This window comes from Bradyrhizobium sp. 190, from assembly GCF_023073415.1.
Lineage (GTDB): Bacteria > Pseudomonadota > Alphaproteobacteria > Rhizobiales > Xanthobacteraceae > Bradyrhizobium.
This window is the reverse complement of record NZ_JADPJL010000005.1, coordinates 174,515-194,204: the sequence shown is the minus strand read 5'-3', so window position 1 is coordinate 194,204 and position 19,690 is coordinate 174,515. Positions and strand designations below refer to the sequence as shown.

At 58.0% G+C, this 19,690-nt stretch carries 13 protein-coding genes and 1 tRNA gene; 7 read left to right on the top strand and 7 right to left on the bottom strand.

From position 1 onward, the window contains the following. Positions 1-288: 288 nt before the first annotated feature. The 3 genes from IVB22_RS02120 to IVB22_RS02110 are packed head-to-tail and all read left to right on the top strand — an operon-like array spanning position 289 to position 5,231. Positions 289-1,461 (top strand): efflux RND transporter periplasmic adaptor subunit, encoded by a 1,173-nt coding sequence (locus tag IVB22_RS02120; RefSeq protein ID WP_247515661.1) that lies wholly within the window; start codon positions 289-291, stop codon positions 1,459-1,461. Next, entirely contained in the window at positions 1,458-4,604 is a 3,147-nt protein-coding gene (locus IVB22_RS02115) for a multidrug efflux RND transporter permease subunit (RefSeq protein WP_247515660.1), read from the top strand. Before IVB22_RS02120 ends, IVB22_RS02115 begins: the two co-directional genes overlap by 4 nt. 57 nt (positions 4,605-4,661) lie before the next feature. Next, positions 4,662-5,231 carry an invasion associated locus B family protein gene (locus tag IVB22_RS02110; protein WP_247515659.1) on the top strand — a complete coding sequence of 190 codons (570 nt, stop codon included), beginning with the start codon at positions 4,662-4,664 and terminating at the stop codon, positions 5,229-5,231. A gap of 187 nt (positions 5,232-5,418) precedes the next feature. Here IVB22_RS02110 and IVB22_RS02105 read toward each other — a convergent pair whose 3' ends face one another. Beyond that, positions 5,419-6,576, bottom strand: coding sequence for a sulfatase/phosphatase domain-containing protein (locus IVB22_RS02105; RefSeq protein WP_247515658.1), 1,158 nt, complete (start codon positions 6,574-6,576; stop codon positions 5,419-5,421). 64 nt (positions 6,577-6,640) lie between these two features. Here IVB22_RS02105 and IVB22_RS02100 point away from each other — a divergent pair. Continuing rightward, positions 6,641-6,714: transfer RNA gene (locus tag IVB22_RS02100), tRNA-Gln, on the top strand. 178 nt (positions 6,715-6,892) lie between these two features. On the opposite strand, the gene IVB22_RS02095 is transcribed toward IVB22_RS02100, so the two are convergent. Beyond that, positions 6,893-7,321, bottom strand: a complete 429-nt coding sequence (locus IVB22_RS02095) for a hypothetical protein (protein ID WP_247515657.1) — start codon at positions 7,319-7,321, stop codon at positions 6,893-6,895. 117 nt (positions 7,322-7,438) lie between these two features. Between IVB22_RS02095 and IVB22_RS02090 the strand changes: the two genes are divergently transcribed. The 3 genes from IVB22_RS02090 to IVB22_RS02080 all read left to right on the top strand — a co-directional run bounded on the left by IVB22_RS02090 (position 7,439) and on the right by IVB22_RS02080 (position 9,654). Beyond that, positions 7,439-7,675 carry a helix-turn-helix domain-containing protein gene (locus tag IVB22_RS02090; protein ID WP_247515656.1) on the top strand — a complete coding sequence of 79 codons (237 nt, stop codon included), beginning with the start codon at positions 7,439-7,441 and terminating at the stop codon, positions 7,673-7,675. A gap of 400 nt (positions 7,676-8,075) precedes the next feature. Then, positions 8,076-8,408, top strand: coding sequence for a CU044_2847 family protein (locus tag IVB22_RS02085; protein WP_247515655.1), 333 nt, complete (start codon positions 8,076-8,078; stop codon positions 8,406-8,408). A 4-nt stretch (positions 8,409-8,412) separates the two neighbouring features. Continuing rightward, complete coding sequence (locus IVB22_RS02080; protein WP_247515654.1) at positions 8,413-9,654, top strand: S8 family serine peptidase; 1,242 nt, start codon at positions 8,413-8,415, stop codon at positions 9,652-9,654. A 629-nt stretch (positions 9,655-10,283) separates the two neighbouring features. Here the strand turns inward: IVB22_RS02080 and IVB22_RS02075 are convergent. The 5 genes from IVB22_RS02075 to IVB22_RS02055 form a co-directional block, all read right to left on the bottom strand. After that, on the bottom strand, positions 10,284-11,864 hold the full coding sequence (locus IVB22_RS02075; protein ID WP_256467368.1) for a recombinase family protein: 1,581 nt from the start codon (positions 11,862-11,864) through the stop codon (positions 10,284-10,286). Positions 11,865-12,423: 559 nt separating this feature from the next. After that, entirely contained in the window at positions 12,424-14,013 is a 1,590-nt protein-coding gene (locus IVB22_RS02070; RefSeq protein WP_247515652.1) for a metallophosphoesterase, read from the bottom strand. Then, on the bottom strand, positions 14,010-16,310 hold the full coding sequence (locus IVB22_RS02065; RefSeq protein ID WP_247515651.1) for a hypothetical protein: 2,301 nt from the start codon (positions 16,308-16,310) through the stop codon (positions 14,010-14,012). The genes IVB22_RS02070 and IVB22_RS02065 overlap by 4 nt, the downstream gene beginning before the upstream one ends. Before the next feature lie 1,056 nt (positions 16,311-17,366). Then, the gene (locus tag IVB22_RS02060; RefSeq protein WP_247515650.1) at positions 17,367-18,635 is read right to left on the bottom strand and encodes a hypothetical protein; all 1,269 of its coding nucleotides are present in this window, start codon (positions 18,633-18,635) and stop codon (positions 17,367-17,369) included. Positions 18,636-18,796: 161 nt separating this feature from the next. Continuing rightward, the gene (locus IVB22_RS02055; RefSeq protein ID WP_247515649.1) at positions 18,797-19,552 is read right to left on the bottom strand and encodes a hypothetical protein; all 756 of its coding nucleotides are present in this window, start codon (positions 19,550-19,552) and stop codon (positions 18,797-18,799) included. Between the last annotated feature and the right edge of the window lie 138 nt (positions 19,553-19,690).

The following is a 19,690-nucleotide window of genomic DNA, read 5'->3' as shown; positions in this document are numbered from 1 at the left end:
GTGACCTGCCGGACGCGATCGGTGTTGTCCATGCCGGCGATGCTCACTCTCCCCTCAGCACAGCTTTGATCTCATCGCGAAAGCCGGCGAGGAATCACAAAGGATCGGACGAACCGTTGGCGACGCGCGCGATCAGCTCCATTTTGTATTGGCGCATAACGCTGCTCGACTGCTGCTTCAAACCTTTCCGATTGTTTAGGATTCTCAAGCCTTAGTGTTTGTACAGGGCAAGCGCGCGGACATTATATCGGCAATGCTGGGAAAACTTCCTTCAAGCCATGAGCAGCCATGTCTAGGTCGCGCGCCATCCGTTGGGTTTTGCTGATCGTAGCGATCGCTGCGCTGGGCTATCTGGGCTGGCAGCGATTCCAGGGCGAGGATCATCAGGCGCAGGCTGACGCTCAGAAGCCCGCGCTTGCCCGTGCCGCCGTCCCCGTGCGGATTAGCTCGGTCGAAAAGGCCGATTTTCCGGTCTATCTGACCGGCCTCGGCACCGTGCAAGGCTTCAACACCGTCGTGGTCCGCACCCGCGTCGACGGCCAGATCAACCGGATCGCATTTCAGGAGGGCCAGTTCGTCAAGGAAGGCGACACGCTGGTCGAGATCGATCCGCGGCCATTCCAGGCCGCCCTCGATCAGGCCAAGGCCAAGAAGGCCCAGGACGAAGCCAATCTCGCCAACGCCAGCCTCGACCTGCAGCGCTTTACCAAGCTCGGCGAGTTCGCGACCCGCCAACAGACCGATACGCAGCGCTCCACCGTCGCACAGTTGACGGCACAGATTCAGGCCGACACCGCGCTGATCGAAAACGCGCAGACTCAGCTCGATTACGCCACCGTCAAGGCCCCGATATCAGGTGTCGTCGGGCTCCGGCAGGTCGATGTCGGCAATATCGTCAATGCAGCGACCCAGACCGGCATCGTGACCATCGCCCAGATCGAACCGATCGCGGTGATCTTCACCGCGCCGGAAGACCAGTTGCCGGATATCAAGGCCGCACTCACCGCCGGTTCTCCAAAGACGATCGCGCTCTCCACCGACGGCAAGCGGGTGCTTTCGACCGGCACGCTTTCGCTGATCAACAACCAGGTCGATACGTCGAGCGGCACCGTCAGGCTCAAGGCCGTGTTCGACAACAAGGATCATGCGCTGTGGCCGGGCCAATCGGTTTCGACCCGGCTGCTGATTGCGACGCTGAAGGACGCCACCGTTGTTCCCGACGACGCCGTTCAGCATGGCCCCAATGGTCTTTACGCCTACACGGTCAGCAAGGAGAACAAGGCTGAGCTCCGCAAGGTCAAGGTCACGCGCGCGATCGACGGCCGCTCCGTGGTCGACGAAGGGCTGTCGCCCGGCGAGCAGGTGATCACGGCCGGCCAGTTCAAGGTTCAGCCGGGCACGCTGGTGACGACGGCGGTCGCCAGCTCGGATCAAACGCAAGCCAAGGTGACCAGCGAATGAGCCAGGGAATCTCGGCGCCCTTCATTCGCTATCCGATCGGCACGTCGCTGATGATGGCCGGCATCCTGTTCGTCGGCCTCGTCGCCTATCCGCTGTTGCCGGTCGCACCGCTGCCGCAGGTCGACTTCCCGACCATCCAGGTCTCGGCCTCGCTGCCCGGCGGCAGCCCGGAAACCATGGCCTCGTCGGTGGCGCAGCCGCTGGAGCGCCAGCTCGCGCAGATTCCCGGCGTCGCGCAGATGACCTCGACCAGCTACCTCGGCACGGCGGCGATCACGATCCAGTTCGATCTGAACCGCCCGATCGACGCCGCGGCCAACGACGTGCAGGCCGCGATCAATGCCGCCAGCGGCCAGTTGCCAAAAAGCCTCCCCTCGCCGCCGACCTATCGCAAGGTCAACCCGGCGGACTCGCCGATCCTCTTGCTGTCGGCGACATCGGACACGCTGCCGCTGACCACGGTGAGCGACGCCGTCGATGCCCAGCTCGCGCAGCAGATCAGCCAGATCTCGGGGGTTGCCCAGGTCATCATCGGCGGCCAGCAGAAACCGGCGATCCGCATCCAGATCGACCCGGCGAAACTCGTGGCCAAGGGTCTGTCGCTGGAGGACGTGCGCAGCCAGATCGCGATCACGACCGTCGATAGCCCGAAGGGCAATATCGACGGTGAGCGCCGCGCCTACACCATTTACGCCAACGACCAGTTGCCCGATTCCAAGGATTGGAACGACGTCATCATTGCCTACCGCAACGGTGGCCCGTTGCGGATCCGGGATATCGGCCAAGCCGTCACCGGGCCCGAGGACGCCAAGCAGGCGGCCTGGGCCAACGGCAAGCGCGGCGTGTTCCTCGTGATATTCAAGCAGCCCGGCGCCAACGTCATCGAGACCGTCGACAAGATCAAGGCGACGCTGCCGCGGCTGGTGGCGGCGATTCCACCGGCGATCAAGATCGAGGTCATCAGCGACCGCACCCAGACCATCCGCGCCGCGGTGGAGGACGTGCAATTCACGCTACTACTGACCATCGCGCTGGTCGTCATGGTGATCTTCATCTTCCTGCGCAGCTTCTGGGCCACCGTGATCCCGACGATCACGGTGCCGCTGGCGCTGCTTGGCGCCTGCGCGCTGATGTGGGTGTTCGGCTATACGCTCGACAATCTCTCGCTGATGGCGCTCACCATCGCCGTCGGCTTCGTTGTCGACGACGCCATCGTGATGCTGGAGAACATCACGCGTTATATCGAGGAAGGCGAAAAACCGCTCGCCGCCGCCTTCAAGGGCGCCCGCGAGATCGGCTTCACCATCGTGTCGATCAGTATTTCGCTGGTCGCGGTGCTGATCCCGCTATTGCTGATGGGCGGCATCATCGGGCGGCTGTTTCGCGAATTCGCCGTGACGCTCGCGATGACCATCTTCGTCTCGATGATCGTATCGCTGACGTTGACGCCGATGATGGCCTCGCGCTTCCTGCGCGCGCACGGCGAAACCAGGCACGGCCGGTTCTACCAATGGAGCGAGCGCGCCTTCGATGCGATGCTGCGTGCCTATGAACGCGGCCTCGACCTCGCACTGCGCTGGAAGCTCACAACACTGATGATCTTCTTCGTCACCTTGGGATTATCAGTCTACCTGTTCGTCATCATCCCAAAAGGCTTCTTTCCGCAGCAGGATAACGGCCTGATCACCGCCACCTCGGAGGCCAGCCAGGACATTTCCTTTGCTGATATGAAGCGGCATCAGGAGGAACTCGGCAAGATCGTGCAGGCCGACCCGGATGTGGCCTCGGTCGCGATGGCGATCGGTGGCAGCGGCCGGGCCGGCAATAACGGCAGTCTCTACATCACGTTGAAACCCCGCGACGAGCGCAAGGCGACCGCGCAACAGATCATCGCCCGCCTGCGTCCCCAATTGGAAAAGGTTGAAGGCGCCCGCCTCTATATGCAGGCGGCGCAGGACGTACGGCTCGGCGGGCGGCCGACGCGAACCCAGTTCGAGTTCACACTGCAGGACGCCGACCTTGCCGAACTGAACGAATGGGCGCCGAAGATCCTGACGAAGATGCAGACGCTGCCGGAGCTTCGCGACGTCGCCACCGACCAGCAGACCAACGGCACCACGCTGGAGCTCAAGATCAACCGCGATACCGCGGCGCGCTACGGCATCCAACCGCAACTGATCGACGATACGCTCTATGACGCGTTCGGGCAGCGCCAGGTGACGCAGTATTTTACCCAGCTCAACACCTACAAGGTGGTGCTCGAGGTGCTGCCGGAGCTGCAGGGCAGCCTCGACACGCTGAACAAGATCTATGTGAAATCGCCGACGACGGGCGACCAGGTGCCGCTGTCGACCTTTGCCAGCTGGACCAGCGTGCCGGTTCGGCCGCTGTCGATCAGCCATCAGGGCCAGTTTCCGGCGATCACCATCAGCTTCAACCTCGCGCAGGGCGTGGCGCTGGGACAGGCGACCGACGCGGTGCAGAAGGCGATGGTCGAACTCGGTGCGCCGGCAACGCTCAATTCGAGCTTCCAGGGCACCGCGCAGGCGTTCCAGCAGTCGCTCGGTACCGTGCCGCTGTTGATCCTTGCAGCCCTCGTCGTGGTGTACCTGATCCTCGGCATTCTCTACGAGAGCTACATCCATCCGATCACAATCCTGTCCACGCTGCCGTCCGCCGGCGTCGGCGCGCTCGCGATCCTGATGCTGTTCGGGTTCGACTTCAGCCTGATCGCCCTGATCGGCATCGTGCTTCTGATCGGCATCGTGAAGAAGAACGGCATCATGATGGTCGACTTTGCGATCACGGCCGAACGCGACGAGCAGCTCGAGCCCGAGGCCGCGATCCGCAAGGCGGCGCTACTGCGCTTCCGGCCGATCATGATGACGACGATGGCGGCATTGCTCGGCGGCGTGCCGCTGATGCTGGGTACCGGCACCGGATCGGAAATTCGCCAGCCGCTGGGCTATGCCATGGTCGGCGGCCTGATCGTCAGCCAGGCGCTGACGCTGTTCACGACGCCGGTGGTCTATCTCTATCTCGACCGGCTCTCGAACGCGTTTGCACGATGGGGCCGTTCGTCCGATCCTGACCATGATGCGCATCTGGACGCTCACCGCTCGGTCAAGCAGGCGGCCGAATGACTTGACTTTGCACGGGAACCGACACTACCGAAGGTAGTTCATTTCGGAGCCGGTTCAGTGAAAATTTTAGTTAAATTTGCGGTCGCTGCCGCGGCAACCTTCGGTTTATGCGGCCATAGCCACGCCCAGGCGCCCAAGGCCAAAAATAACGCCCCGCCCGTGGCGCAGGCGACACCGGGCCCCACCGCCGCTGCGGCCGAGGGAGCGAATACACCAGCGCCTCCCGGCTGGGTTGCGCGGTGCAGCAGCGCAAGCCGCGGCGCACCGCTCGAATGCGCGATCGAGCAGAGCGCGGTCCTGACCAAGACCGGCCAGCTGATCGTGCTGATCAATATCCGTGTATCAGCCGAAACCCGCGCGCCGATCGCGCTGGTGCAATTGCCGCTCGGGCTCAACCTGCCGGCCGGCGCCAGAATCCAGGTCGACGACGGCAAGACGTCCGAGCTGCAGATCCAGACCTGCGAGGCGCGCGGCTGCTACGCCAACCTCCAGATTTCACCCGACGTGCTGGCCGCATTGAAATCCGGCAAGCAGTTGAAAGTGTCGTTCCAGAATCTGGCCAAGGAGACCATCACCATCCCGATGCCGCTGGCCGACTTCGCCGCGGCATATGAGAAGATCAAGTAAGGCGGGTTTCGTCGGTACGACGAGCAGCGTGACGGGGTCGCCCCACATAAGGTGTCATTCCCCGCGTAGGCGGGGAATCCAGTACGCCGCAGCCTATCGTTTCAATCATTAAAGGCTCTGGAATACTGGATCGCCCGCCCAAGTGCGCAGTTGCGAAGGCCGGCGACGACAGCTGAGGTTTGATCGGCTACTGCCTTGCCATCTCCGCCGCCCCCACCCCCTCACCGTCCAGCTTCTGGTCGTCATGCATATCGACCGTCACCCGCAGCAACTGGCCGGTAAATTCGAACGGCGCCTCATAGTGCGAGACCGGGCTGGAACGGTCGCGGCCGATGTCGAGGCCGGACCACGAGATGAAATTGTTGAAGGCAGACTGGGTCTGGATCGAGCCTGCCGGTTCGCCGTCGATCAGGAGCGTATAGGCCGTCGCGCCCGTGCGGGAGCCCTTGGCCGGCGGTTCCTTGCGCAACAGACGCTCGACTTGCACGCCGAGCCGGTGCGCGCCTGGTGGCACCTTGCGGTTCGAGGTCACGATCTCATGGCCGCCGCCGATATTGAGGTCGTGCACCAGCAAGCCGTCCTTGATGTGGAGGCTGTAGCCTGACGTCGCATCGCCGTGGGCGATTAGCACGCCCTCGGCACCTCCCTCTTCAATTTCCACATGGGCTTCGATGGTGTAGCTGCGGCTGCGCACATCGGGCGCGACGTCGGTCGGCACGTGTCCCATGCCGGCATGAAACGTGAACTTGTTGCGTGCGCCATGGAATCGCGCGGCATTTTCCGCAAAACGCGGGCCGAACCGGTCATCGAGCGGCAGCACATTGTGCTTCTCGGCTTCGCTCCACCACAGCTTGATCATCGCTTCAAGCCGCTCAGGCTCTTGCGCCGTCAAATCGTCCGTTTCCGAAAAATCCTTCGCCAGGTGAAACAACTCCCATTTGTCGTTCTCGAACGGCGTGCCCGAGGGATGGAAGGAAACCGCCTTCCAGCCGTCCTGCCAAATCCTGCGATGCCCGAACATCTCGAAATATTGCGGCGAAGATTTTGACGGCGCGGCTGGATCGGCAATCGAGCGCGCAAAGCTCTCGCCTTCGATCGGCATCTGCGCGACGCCGCCAATTTCGACCGGCGGCGCGATGCCGATCAGGTCGAGCAAGGTCGGCGTCAGGTCGCAGGCATGGACGAACTGGTGGCGCACCTCGCCTTTGCCTGCGATCTTCTTCGGCCAGGTCATGATGAAGGGATCGCGGATGCCGCCCGGCCTGAAAATCCCCCTCCTTCCGCGCTTGCCAAGGCCCGGACCGAGCGAGTAGAACGACGCACCAGCGAAAGCGGTGATTTGCAAAAATCCCGCTTCCAGCCGATTGCCTAGACATCCACCTAACCTATTGATGTCACTGAGCAATTATTGGGGAATGGTGTAACGGTAGCACAACAGACTCTGACTCTGTTTGTCTAGGTTCGAATCCTAGTTCCCCAGCCAAAGCTTCGGAACGTCACCAAGTCATTGAAATTATTGGGTTTGATTGCACCGGGTAACCGACGTACCCCAACGCCGCCCCTAACGGCTGCCCCCAACGCTTCTTAAACGTTGGCGGAAGGAGACTTGGCGCTCGAAGTTCTCTCTACTTTGCAGCCACGAGCTGACATCGCCCAGCCGCCTATCGCGTGTTTGCGTATTGGGTCACGGACTCTTTGCAGGCCGCAATCTCGGCGCAAGCGAGGACTGCGCCATCGCGAAGGTGGCTCTCGTACGACTGATCTTTGTGGGTCGCGTGAAGGTATGCCCCGAGCAGGACCGCTGCGGCCAGGATCACGATATACCGGGCACGATCCACGATGAGCCGCGCCTTTGGGTCCTTCTCGACACGATTGAGCGTCAGCCAAAATATAGCCACTGTGCTTGCCCCGAGGACGGCTATTTGGATGCTGTCCGATTGGATGTCCAAGGCGGTGAGCACGCGGTGTTCGAGCCAAAGGCAGAGCGCGACGAATCCCCAGATGGTCGCCCAATAGCTGGCGAGGTCGAAGAGCGCCTTCACGGGTTCGGTCTCTTGCGCCTTGGGGGAAATATTTTCGGTGGTAGCCATTCCTGCGTTCCTCATTAACGGACGCCGCAATTGTAGACGATAGTCATCATGGCTCAACGAAACAATGGGACTCATAGTCCGTAGACCGAAAGTCACCATGACTGCCTGCTTCCGGAGATGGAAGACGAGACAGGCATCATTGACGTGGTGGCGGTGGCCGTTCGGAAGGCCCGCAAGAATCTTGGGCTGTCCCAAGAGGATTTAGCTTTGGAGGCGGGGTTAGATCGCACATACATCAGCCAGGTTGAGCGCGGCACGCGTAACTGCACGATTGTTGTTCTGGCCCGCTTGGCTCGTGCGCTGAAGACGACGCCTGACCGGCTGCTGGTGCCCCAAAAGAGGACGCGGGGTTAGACCCTAGAGTTCGTCCGGTGTCAGGCCGGTCATTTTGAGCACCCTCCTAAAGGTTGCTGTCGAAGACGAACCTGCTGAGGTAGACAGCGGGGAAACTTCGTTAGTGGCACTTTTCGGACCTGACAGGCCCAGCAGACGATGTCCGCCCTTGGAGGCGAAGGGGACTTTCCTGTTATCCGGCTGGACTTCTGAGTTTGACCCAAAGCAGACAGCCACGGTCATCTAAGTGCCTAGGACCGCCATCGCGATCTACCCTATCAAAGAAAACTCACCCAAGTGTGAAAAAGAAAATTCACCCAAGTGTGAACCAGCTCACACGCGCAAGCAAAATTCCTCGCGAATATCCGCGTCTCCGCTGTGCCAGTCGTCGATGCAGATCGTGATGCAGGGACCAGGACAGATGACCAATCCAGCGCAAAACCAACCTCCAGAGGCGGCGACAAAGGTGGCCTTTAAGATCGAGGTCGCCGCTCCAAGTGGTGGGGGCTTAAGACCCGAGATGTCTCCCGAAAGATTTCTCAACGCAACACAGGAGACATTAAAGGGTATAGCGGACATAATTGAAGAGTCATGTGCATCGTTCGTCGATAGACTCAATACAATGCCAGCGAAGCCTAAGGAGTGTGCAATAGAGTTCGGCGTCAACGCCGGGGGAGAAGCAGGAGTCCCGTTCGTGGCCAAGGGAACTCTAGGTGCAAATTTCAAGGTTAGCCTGAAATGGACTTGGAGTTAGGGCCGTGGAATGTTTTGCTCCCGGTCAAATTCTGATATCTCCGAACTTCGATCCAAAACAGTCCAGTGGATATCTCGGAGATGCTTTAGACCACATACCGTTTGAGATATTGTATACCGTCGAAGATATATTGAGACATTATGGTTTCGGCAGCTCGATTGTCTCATTCCAGAAGAAATTTGGATATTTGCCGATGGTTCTACGCGTCCCTGAAGGCCGAGAGGAAGAGGCTTCGCGGAAGCTAAGGACGGGCACCTTTGTTAAAGCCGCATGTCCCGATCTCCTCATCAGACCGTCAGGGCCGATTGAGCTGAATAGGAGTGCAGTTGACGAAGCTATTGAGTTTGTCGGAGCCACGGCCGCCGCCGAGATATGCGGAAGCGGCTGTAGCGTTGCGGTGCTCGACAGTGGGATCGACCCTGGTATGCTTACCACCCCAGGATCTTTAGATCTTCAGCAGTATGACAGCCAAGTTCCTGCCAATCCCGGGGTGGCACCTTCCGATGGATTCGGCCACGGTAGCCTTGTGGCTTACATAATCAACCGTATAGCGCCGGCGGCAAAGATTTTTTCAGTTAAAGTGATGGACAGGACCGGTACAATCGGCACTCTCATCTCGGGGGTATATCTGGCCGAGGCTGCGGGTCCTTGCCATATTCTCAACATGAGCCTTAGCGTAAGTTGTGATGGCGAACCTTGCTCGGTTTGCGGCACTAACGTCCCGGCCAGCGTGAATGCCGAGCAACTCGCGCATTTTTTCAAGCAATTCTCCCAAGGTAACTCTGCACATAACCGCGCCTTAATCGCTGCTGCCGGAAACCATGACAGACAAGTCAAGATGCCGGCGAGCTTCCCCGAGGTGCTCGCAGTCGGCTCCTTTGATCTCGATCGCCGCCAGCCGGCGGAGGAGTCTCGGTACCACAACGTGCCGGCCAACCGTTATATCCTGGCACCAGGTGGCCGGCATTCCGGTGCAACGCTCGCGACGGCGCCCGGTCAGTCATTCAGTTCGAATGATGCTCTTTTTGGAAGTTCGTTTGCGACCGCTTTCGTAACCGGCGTGGCGGCCAGGATTATATGTGGGGCGGTCGGGCGGGGTCCTTGCGCTATGGCTGCAACGCCGAACTGGGGATCGCAGCTTGCGGAGCGTCTGTTCTCTCATCTGCGAGCCACAGCAGACAGGGCCTGGCCGGAGTTTGATCAGAAACTCCACGGGTTTGGCCTAATCAGATACGTGAGAGTTTGATGGATCGGTCGGAGTCGGGTGGGATGTGAAGGAGATACCGGGTTCGACCCTTTCCGGACATTTGACCGTTGCGTATGAAATCGAGACTCCTGATGGCCATTATCAAACTCTACCGACGCCTCTAGATTCAGTTCATTTTTATACCTCTCTAGATTCAGTTCATCTTTATGCGTCGTCAGGGGTACTGCAATCCTCTAACCGCGACTTTATAGGCTGCTGCACGGGTGCGGCGGCCACGAGACCTGCTCTGTTGCCGCTGCAGGTCGGCGCAACTCGGCCCTTCGCGATGAGCTTGGCGAAGGTCGGCAATTGGCACATTTGAGACATGCCGACGCACGGTAACGATGTATGTTTATAGAGGTAGAGCGGAAGTCGTCGGTACACCGTCAAACCGACGCGATTGACCCATAGCGGTCCTCAAGTGGCGGATCTACTGCCTCGGCTTTCACGGGCTGAGCGGGCGCGATCCGATCAGGCGGAGTCTGTCCGCTTGTGACCCAACTTGTGATCCGAAGTGACCTTCAAACCGAAGGCGCGGAGACAAGCAGTGCGATTGCCACGAAGTCCGCGACATGCTGCTCAACTTAACGCACTCAGTTCCCAGTCCGATTACCACCAGCCTAGCCGCTTCAATGGTTGACAGGTCTATGTTTGCTCAGGCGCCGGACGACCGATCGAGCCAGGTCTGCGAAACTCGCGAAGCTTTCTATCTTGTGTGCCCCGCGAGTTCTGTCCGAAAAAGTCAGCCAAACTCTTTGGAAGGATGTTGAAGGCAGCAGTAGGTAATCCAGAACTTCCTTGTTGTGTTTACCTAGCCGTGTGACGACCATCCATCCTGCTGGTGACTTCGTTCTACGCCGAACCGCCCATCGCCACGAATGATCTTCATAAAATGCTTGCCATCGGGCCAACCTAAAGCAGATATTCCCGACCCCTTTCACTCGCAGGCATTCTATAGCTGGGTCAAAAGTTGCCGTGTATCCCATCTTCTGAAATCTCTCGCGAAGAAGCTCGGCATTTCCCGCGTTCAAGGCTGACCAACGCCTGTGAATTTCCATAGCATCCCACCAACGGCTACCGGTGTATCCGATCAACCGATAGACGTTCTGAAGGCTGCCAAAGTGTTTCAGGTATGTACGGGAACAAGGGAGACTGACCGTCTTGTCGATGATAGCCATGGAGAGCTTCCCTCTCTTCATCAGAACCCGACGGAGGCGGGCTAACATCTCGTCCTCTGAGATGTCGACGCGACGCTCCTGCATGATTGTTCTCACGCGCATAAACATATCTCGACCGATGATAGGTTCGACGCAGCCCTCCGTTCTGATCCAAAGGTTTTCTGGATTCGGGTTCTTTTTGCTTCCAAGCTTCTGGCCTACGCGATTGTAAATGAGGTTTCCGATATAGACTTCGTTTCTAAGAAGGTCAGTGACGAAGGTTCGACGCCATGGCCCCCCGTGATTTGTCGGCACACCTCGCAGATTTAGTTCCCGTGCAATCCTCTTCTCGGTGGTACCCCGAACGAATTCGTCAAAAATCCACTTCACAGTCGCGATTTCATCCGGCGACCCAGGACGGATTCTCACATGCTCGGTGCTCAGATACTTGCGCTCTCCCGTCTTCAGAATGCCTTTTGGCTGAGATTGTTCGTCTACTACGACTCGCTCTAAGCCATAGGCCACTCTGCCGCCCATTTTGAATCCGAGCTTCGCGAAGCGAGACTGTCCGGCATAAACCTTCGCTGAAAGTTCTCGGCTGTATTCCGCAGCCATAACTCTCTTGATGTTTTTAATGATCTGCGAAATCAGGCTACCGTCGTTCTGAAACTGCTCCGCGCAATAGGCAACTTTGATTCCCGCTTGTTTGCAAATGAACTCGTAGTACGCGCTCTCATCAACGTCCTGAAACCGTCCCCAACGGCTGACGTCAAAGACGAGAATAGTACCGAAATCGGCATTACCAGACCGGACATCATCGACCAATCGGGCTAGGCCCATTCTATTCTTGATAGTGAGGCCGCTCTCGCCTTCATCTCGATAGGTGCGGACGATTGAGAGATTGTGTAACTGTGCGTAGGCAGCGATTACCACAGCCTGATTTTCGATAGAGTATTGCTGAAATTCTGTGGACATGCGGACGTATTGTGCCGCGCGAAGACTCCTCAGTGACTGAGGAAAACGATCCTTGTGAATAACAAGAGCGTTCGCCATGGAGGCCGCGCCGGCTGACCTCGCCGTGCTCCGCTTCGAGGTCTCAGCAGTCTAGATCACGACCCGGTCAACGCCACAGAGAATACTACTCAACATTTGGCGGTACTATCGCCTTTAAGATGTGAACTTTAGCCAGGAGTACTGACTGAATATAACCGCTTCACTTCCGCTGTTGACCCACAAGAGACATCCGCCAGCATTTGGCGAGGTGGTCCAGCACTGATCGGATGATTGTCGCGCGTGCAGCAATGCACCCGAACAAAATTAATCCACGGCTTAGGCTCTTCAAGTTTCAGGTGGGTCCACACTTCATTGAAGTCGCGCAAACCGAAGCTCAACTCCGAACAGCCCCGCTCATGGTTCTGCCGGCGCTGAGCATCTCCGTGCATTAGAAGAGCTTAGCATGTTTGTGAGATCAGTCTGGAAGAGATGCACAAAGGCGAATAGTGCATTCGTAGTAGCATGGAGGACATGACACCTCGCGTTTCTGCTGTCGTAACCTTGGTCCGGGCTACCGCGAACGACGAGCAGGCTACGACAACTATTGTGGTGCACACATTTACCGGCAACGCCCATCTTCGGCCGTTACTAGCGCGCCGATGCCATCTTCCGGCATATGCCAAGCATAAACCTCCGGATTGGAATTGGCGTCTGCCACGATGACCGCCGTGTAGCGCGGCGGCAGCTGTTCCAAACGCAAGGTACGCAGTCCCTCCCATGGCGGTGTTCCGCCGATGACACGTAGAAAACCTTCTTCATCGATCAGCCGCTGGAAGGCCCCGGTATTGGCCACAGTTATACTTATTAGATCGTTTAACGCCACGGAACAAGGCGTCTCGAATTGGTGCGTATGGCCATAAATGAACACGCGCATGGCGCGGAACTGCAATTGCCTCGCTCGAAAATGCCGACTCAGAATCTGTGCCTTGGCCAGGAACAAATGCTGGCCCAATTGGCCAAGTTCGGGGTCCGCACAGAGCGGTGTTCCCCGATCGGCAACCAGATCGCACAGGTGCAGAATGGCCTCATCAGGCACGCGAGAAATACTCTTCGCCATCGCGGCCAGTTCGGCCTTGACGGCTTCTGCGTTGCTCCCGCCCGCTTGTATCTGGTTGCTTAGTTCATCCTCGGGTGGCAATGCCTTCAGAAACAGATCAGCCCCAAGTGTACGCGCGACCTTAATACTCCACTCCCGCTTGTCGATCGCCTCTGGGCCAAGGGAGGCTCCGCGCTGTTTAGGGGACGTCTCCCAGAGGTTGAAAAAGATAAAGCGTGCAATGTCTTTCGCGGAGCCCCAAAGTCCGCGGTCGGCGGCTCGATAACGCGCGCCCGCGCTCTCTGGACTTAGGTTGTCGATGATGGGATACGTCTCTTCTTGCTCATTGAAGAGTCTCTGCACGAAGAGTTCTCCCCATGGCCGAATGACGTATTGGAGACCGCCTTCTCGCCGAACGATGCGCGGCCACTGTTCGTACCGGTTGACATCCATCCCGATCTGATGGCCGTGCTCTGCGACGATCCGCTCGTCAGGTGAGGTCCAAATGCCGCTTTCGACCAGGTTAATGCGGCCGCTCGTTACGTTCAGCACCTCTCCGAGTGGTCGCCATACGCGCTCGTAGCGCAATGTGGCGTCGTGGTTGCCCGGAACGACATGCAAGCGGTTCTCTCCCCGCTCGGCGAAAGCGCGTAAGATACTCAGGGAATCGGAATGGGCAGCCACTACCAGACGTGAAAGCGATTCCATCTCGTCCAGGGTGCAACCGAGATCCGCGCTTGTACCTTTGCAAGGAATGCTCGCGGGCGGCTGCCACAGTTCGAGGAAATCACCCACGATGACGAGATCGACTTGGTCCTGCCCGCGGCGGGACACTTCCTGCAAAAAACCGTCGAGCGCTTTTGGCCACCGGAAGTCCTCGGTCGGATCCCAACTCCCGTCCGGTCTCCGCCCCACGCCCAAATGCAGATCGCTTATGAACACCAGATAACGCGATCCCGCGGGCGGAGTCCGATAGGGGGTAATGGCGATGGCAGGCTCATCCGCAGGTGTCAGTTGACCTGTCGGCTGGCTTTGCGTCACCGCAGTAGTGCTAAAAAGCACCAATCCCACCACGAGACCCAGGCAGGCCGCGAAATCAGGGCGAGACATCATTGCTTGCGTGCTCCGGTTTTGTCGCACAGAACCAGCCCGGGATTTCCGAGCAGCATGTATTCGAGTCCGATTTCTTCGTATCGTCCCTTCCCAAAGTCGCGCGCCAGACGGCTGGCGGTCCGCTCAAGAGCGAGGTTGAACAGATCGGTTATGGTAGGCACACCCTTACTTTCCGTCAGCTCCTGCAGTGCCCCCGGAAATTCGGCGGCCAGCCGAGTACCATAGGTTGCTGGGATCGAGAAAGGCGACGCAATGAGCGCGTCAATTCCACGCGCATTAAACTGCTGCAAGAATCCGGCGTCGTAAGCGGCTGTCACCGCGCAGGCAGCGAACACTCCGACACTTCCTGCGGGATACCTACGACGGACGTTCGACACGATCACGCGATCTTGCTCTCGTTCGAACCACATATGTCCTCTACCATGATGAGCGAGAAGGAGAAATCCCTGTCCGAGTTGGCTCTTTTCCGGCGGGCCGTCGCTCCGCTGGTCGCCTAACAGGTATGACTGCAGTTCCGCAAAATCATGGAACCAGGCCCCCGGCCGATCTCGCGGCATCAAATCGGCGACATTCTCCCTGACATCTTGCAACTTGTTTGGGACCCCGAAAGTCCACTCATGGATGCAGGTGTTCTTGGTTGCGTACCGCTCTCGAGGCAGTGGCTGCACTACAGTGATAGGTTGCTTCAGGACCGCTTCCGCGCCGTCCGGCGTCGCTGCCTTCGCGCCGAGAATTCCGAGCGGGACATAAAAGCTCTGGTTCTTCCCGCCGACAAGATTATTGGAAACCGCGCGCGTTACAATAACTGGACGCGTTGCCGACTGCTCCACGAGTTCTTTGAATGCCTGCTTGGCCTTCCTTGCTTCATCCTCGGTCGAGTCCCTCCCGGCAAAGAGCACGTTGGCAAGTTCATTGGCCACCTTCGCATAGCTTCCTGGCTTTCCCTTCACCGCCATGTCACGAGCCTCTTTAATCAGCAATGGCAACCTCGATGCTTCGTTCACAAGCTTGATGATGCTTTCTTCGGTTTCCCACGCATAAACGCGTTTTCGGTCAGGCCGCGCGTCTGCGAATACAACGAAACTGTGCTCTTCGTTGATCTCGAAGATATGGAATGCAGCCGCCGCAAGGTGGCCAGTTCCAGCTGCTTCAACATCGAGCGACACTTCCAGCAGAGTTTCCAGGCCTCCGTAGATCTGCCGGTCTCCACAGGGGGGTGCCTCTTGTCCCGGGTTGGCGATCGCAACCCAGCGCACGAGATGGTCAAGCGGAACGCGTTGGGTTACGTCCAAAATGGAGAAGACGACGGCAGAACAGCCCGGCGCGTCTGCAAAAATATCAAACCGTAATGTGTCGGCCGCCACATTCTTCGAAAGGTCGGCAGGTGACCCGACACCACTCGCATAGCGGTTTGCCTCCTCGTAGTTCGGATACCGAATACGCTCTAATTTCGCCTCTAGGGCGGTGATGCCCACCTCTCGGGAAAAATGTAAACCACTGCCGCCCGCGAGCAACGGTTTGATCATCAGGGTGAGCCGCTTCCGCTTTGTCTCGTCGAGCAAGTTTTGGATCTGGGGACTGGCTCCCGAAGTCGCGACCGGAGCCGTGCGCAGTTTGGCGTATTCGAATGGCGAAAGGTCGAGGACGAACGTGTAGCGGTTGCCAACAGTCAGCGCGTCTTGCGGCAATCCGTCGTCATATTCGAACCAAGTGTTCCAATAAGCCCGATTTGGTATTTCGTTCTCTCGATATAGTGAAGAGGCAGCCAGCAATCCGCCAACTACCAACACTGCAGGTGAAGCGGCGACCGCAAACTGAGCGGACAGTACAAGTGTGCCGACGACACCGAATGCAAGCCACAAGGATCGAGGACGCCGTTCGAGAAAGCGCCGAAACTCCTCCTGCAAGACTTCCTCGTCATGACCTTCACGAAAGAAGAATCCAGACTGATGGAGATGATCTATAAACTCGCGATAAGTAATCGCAAAGCCCGAGAGCTCTCGAGATCTTTGAAATGACTGAAGGGGATGCCGAATTTGAACGCGCCACAAGAAATCCCTGTACATTTTTTTGAGTTCACGTGCATCTACTTGCGCCCTGAAGAACTCTGAATCTCGCCTGGCGCGTACGTGGTCTAAAAATTCTCTATGTATGTTCGTCAGCTCGAGTGCCGTTTGCTCGATCGATCTGTCGCCGCGAAAAAACTCTCGCTTCAGGACGATGAATAAAAGCAAGCCAAACCAGAGTATCGCCCCTGCAATCAGAATCTGAGGTATAAAACCGATATTCAGTTGCATTGCACGATCAGACGCGCTGCTCCCATTTCACGGCTGAGTTTCGCTAAGTTAGCTGTCTTTCTTCCGGTTGCTGCGTTTTGAATTTTTGCGAAGTGTAGAACTAGGCTAGAGCCAACTGACTCCTGTGGGGAACGCCAAAAAATATGTCATGAGTGTGCTTTCGTAGGCGCACTGACAGTCAGTCTAAGGGCGAAACGCACGGTTGAAAAGGGGGGGTGTGTTCAATGACGGGTAGCCATCATCCGATCTGCCCGAGACGGCCTGTTCGAAGGGACGAATCGAACAGGAGCGATCTTAAACGGTTTGCTTTCGTTGAAATTCGCTGCACTGCTTCAATAGTGACCGAAAGCTCACCCGCTTCAATGGTCCGGTCGAACGCTAGATACGCTTCCAACAACTGTGACCATCGCAGCCCAAGGTGCTCCGCCGTGGCGACGTCCGTTGCTGGTACCTTTGAGACATGGCGACCGGCCCTGACGATGTCCGTTTCCAGGGGAAGACCGGAGTAGTCGGCCAACAACCAAAATGACGCGACTGAGCCACAACGGACCTCTGTCCTCCCCTGCATGACTCGCAGGACCGCGAAAGAAGACGCGTGGTCGGTCCTAAGGTTCGTCCGGTGTCATTCCAGTCCCGCTCAACACTCCCATAGGACTACCCTCGAAGGCAGATCTCAATGATCACGAGATGGTGGCTTTTTTCCCTAACGTCCCCACTGCCCGGTTATCTTTGGGCCCTTAGAGGGGTAACGAGGGTGATGGATGGCGCAGCATCCCCTCTTCAATGGTTGCCCTTCGCGTAGGGACTCATTGGGATACAAGCGGCCACTCCCTTTTGGGTATGGGATGGGGCGGGACCTCTCTACAAGGAGGGAAGTCTTTCAGGGACCCATCCGGGTGCTCCTCTAAGAGAGGGGTGATGGTCACTCACCCTCCTAAGAGGCAACCACAAGGGACGCCCCTCAGGAGGAGCCCAGAGCTTCTAAGTTTCCTCCTCCAAGTTTCCCCCTCTTAGTTTCTCCCTCCATTAGCGGAGGCGTAAGGACCTAAGCTATTGTTATTGAGAGGAAAATTCCACTGAAACTATCGCGCAGCGTGAGGTGGACCATCTCTCAAAAACTGCCTGCATTGCGTTCGCCGCAACGTCAGCTTTAGATTCCGCGACCAGCACCGCGTCATGAAGCGGCAAGGCGGTTACCCCGGCACCAAAAAGATGGGTGATGACCTCAATCAGCATATCGCTCTCGATGCGCATCAATTGGAAGCCAAGGCCGGCGCTAAATAAATGCGCGATGGGTTGGTGCTTCGCGGCGAGCATCTCGATGGCCTCCCGAACTTTTGTACCGGCCGGGAAGTGCTGACGGGTGTCCTCTGGCCAATTCTTTAGCCGGCCATCCGAGAACAGCATCGCATTCATCAGTTTCTTCCAGCCATCTCGTCCGGTCCCGTCGCCCGCCACATCGTAGATGTCGCCCTCGGGCTGATCGGCGCCTGCACGAACGTAAGCCAAGCGGGAAAAAAGCTGTCGGTAATCAGCGCTAGCAGTGGGCTGGCCATCAATTCGGAGCCGTTCCTTGCGTTCAACACGTTCCATCGACATCCAGAAACCACCCGCGAGACGGCCGCCATGTTGCCAGTTGGCATTATTGAATATGCGCCGGAGTGAACGCCGGTAAGGCGCAACAATTTGGCCGTCTTTTCCTAGCGAGAGGCCATTCTCTGAGCCGGTGATTTCGATACTTGCATCTCGCAGGAATTTATTTATGCGCCGGATTTGTCCTGCCAATTGGTTTGTTCGGGCAGTCTCTCTGTAGGGAATAGCAGCGGCCCGGCCGTCTTCGTCCTTGCCTTCTTTCAGGATGATCAATGCTGGGTCGTCAATCTGGTGGATGCTGCGCCAATCTGGCGGTGCAAGCGGCAGGTGGTCAGCAAGACTATCCGCAGGCCCAATGAGCGACGGCATTTTCGACCTTGCGGAAATTTTGTAGCCCCGGCGGCTCTGTTCAACCAGCCCCACCGCCGTCGAGAGATCGATCGCGTCCAAGAAGTGTTGACCGTAGACCGGATTTGCGCGGGCGTTGCCCTGCCATAGAAAATCGTGTGACCGGGGAACGGCGAGTTTTGATTCGCTGCCGGTCGCCTTTAGAAGAAGTAAATTGCAAGCTAGCGCCTCAACCGCGACGTAGAACTTTTCGTTGTCGGCATCCTTCCGCGCTCGCGTCCGCCGGCCGCTCGCGAATTCATGATCCAGCAGAAGGCCGCTGATCTTTCTGATTGCAGAACGGAGGTCAGCCGTCCTCGCTCTGAATTGAGGATCGAACCACATTGGCCTGGGCTGGGATATCATCGATGGTCGCAGTGCTATCTGTAGTCTCGTGTTCAAAGTGATCGGCATAAACATCGATTATGTACGTACCGTCACCACTCGACCTGATATCTCGCGAAAGATGAAACACCGCGAAAATAGTCAGGCGGGATTCTTATCGCCTAAGGCAATGATGGATGACGGCCGTATCGCTTGATCTTGACGGCAAGCACGCCCGCAAGGTGCTTCTCAACGACCCACTCACACGGTTCTTCAAGGGCCCGGCCCATCAACCGCAGCACCGGCCCAGACGACCTAGGAAAGGCGTGGAGTTCGGTCCGTCGCTTCCGACCTTGATAGTCCTCGACCTGCCAAACCTTATGGGTGCCGCTCGCGAGCCGGTGGACAGCCTTGCAAATCTGGACCATGCGGAACTCCTTCGTACGGTGAGCCTTTTCCTCGCACAGCGCGGTCACAGCCAGGACGATTGAGACGATGCGCTCCGGCTTGACCTTAGCGACCCGCAATCGGGCCAGACCAATCTTCGCCCTCTTGGTCGCCGGCATGCCTTTCAGCCGAGTGGCAATCTCCACCGGGCCAGCTTCGTCCAGTGCCGCTTGCACAGCGGCTATGGCTGCGGCGATGAATTTGTCGGTGGCTGCCCAAAGGCGGACGTAGGCGGTAGCTGCTGAAAGATACGGCTTCAGCTCGCTGGCAGCGTAGGTGTTGATCCAGTAGCTGCCGTGCCTTGCGCGGTGCTCCACGTGCTTGCGGCAGTGATGCGGGGCCAGCCCTATTTTGGCAGCCTTCATTGTCGCACGGCCGCAGCCCGGGATGGCGCACGTGCTCGCCGCCGTGAGAGGCCCGAGGTTGATGCGGTCTCTCAACAGCTGCCTGCTTCGCAGCCGAGAAGCGGCCGCCGCGTTACCTTCAAACAAGATTAGTACTCCTCTTCGTCGTAGCACGACGACAGATGCGCTCTTCAGCGAAATATCGTGCAACGTCAGCAATCCCGGCCCTTGGCCCTATCGGGTGCGGTGCACCTCGCGTCGAAGTTCGGATCTTGCAGTTCGAAC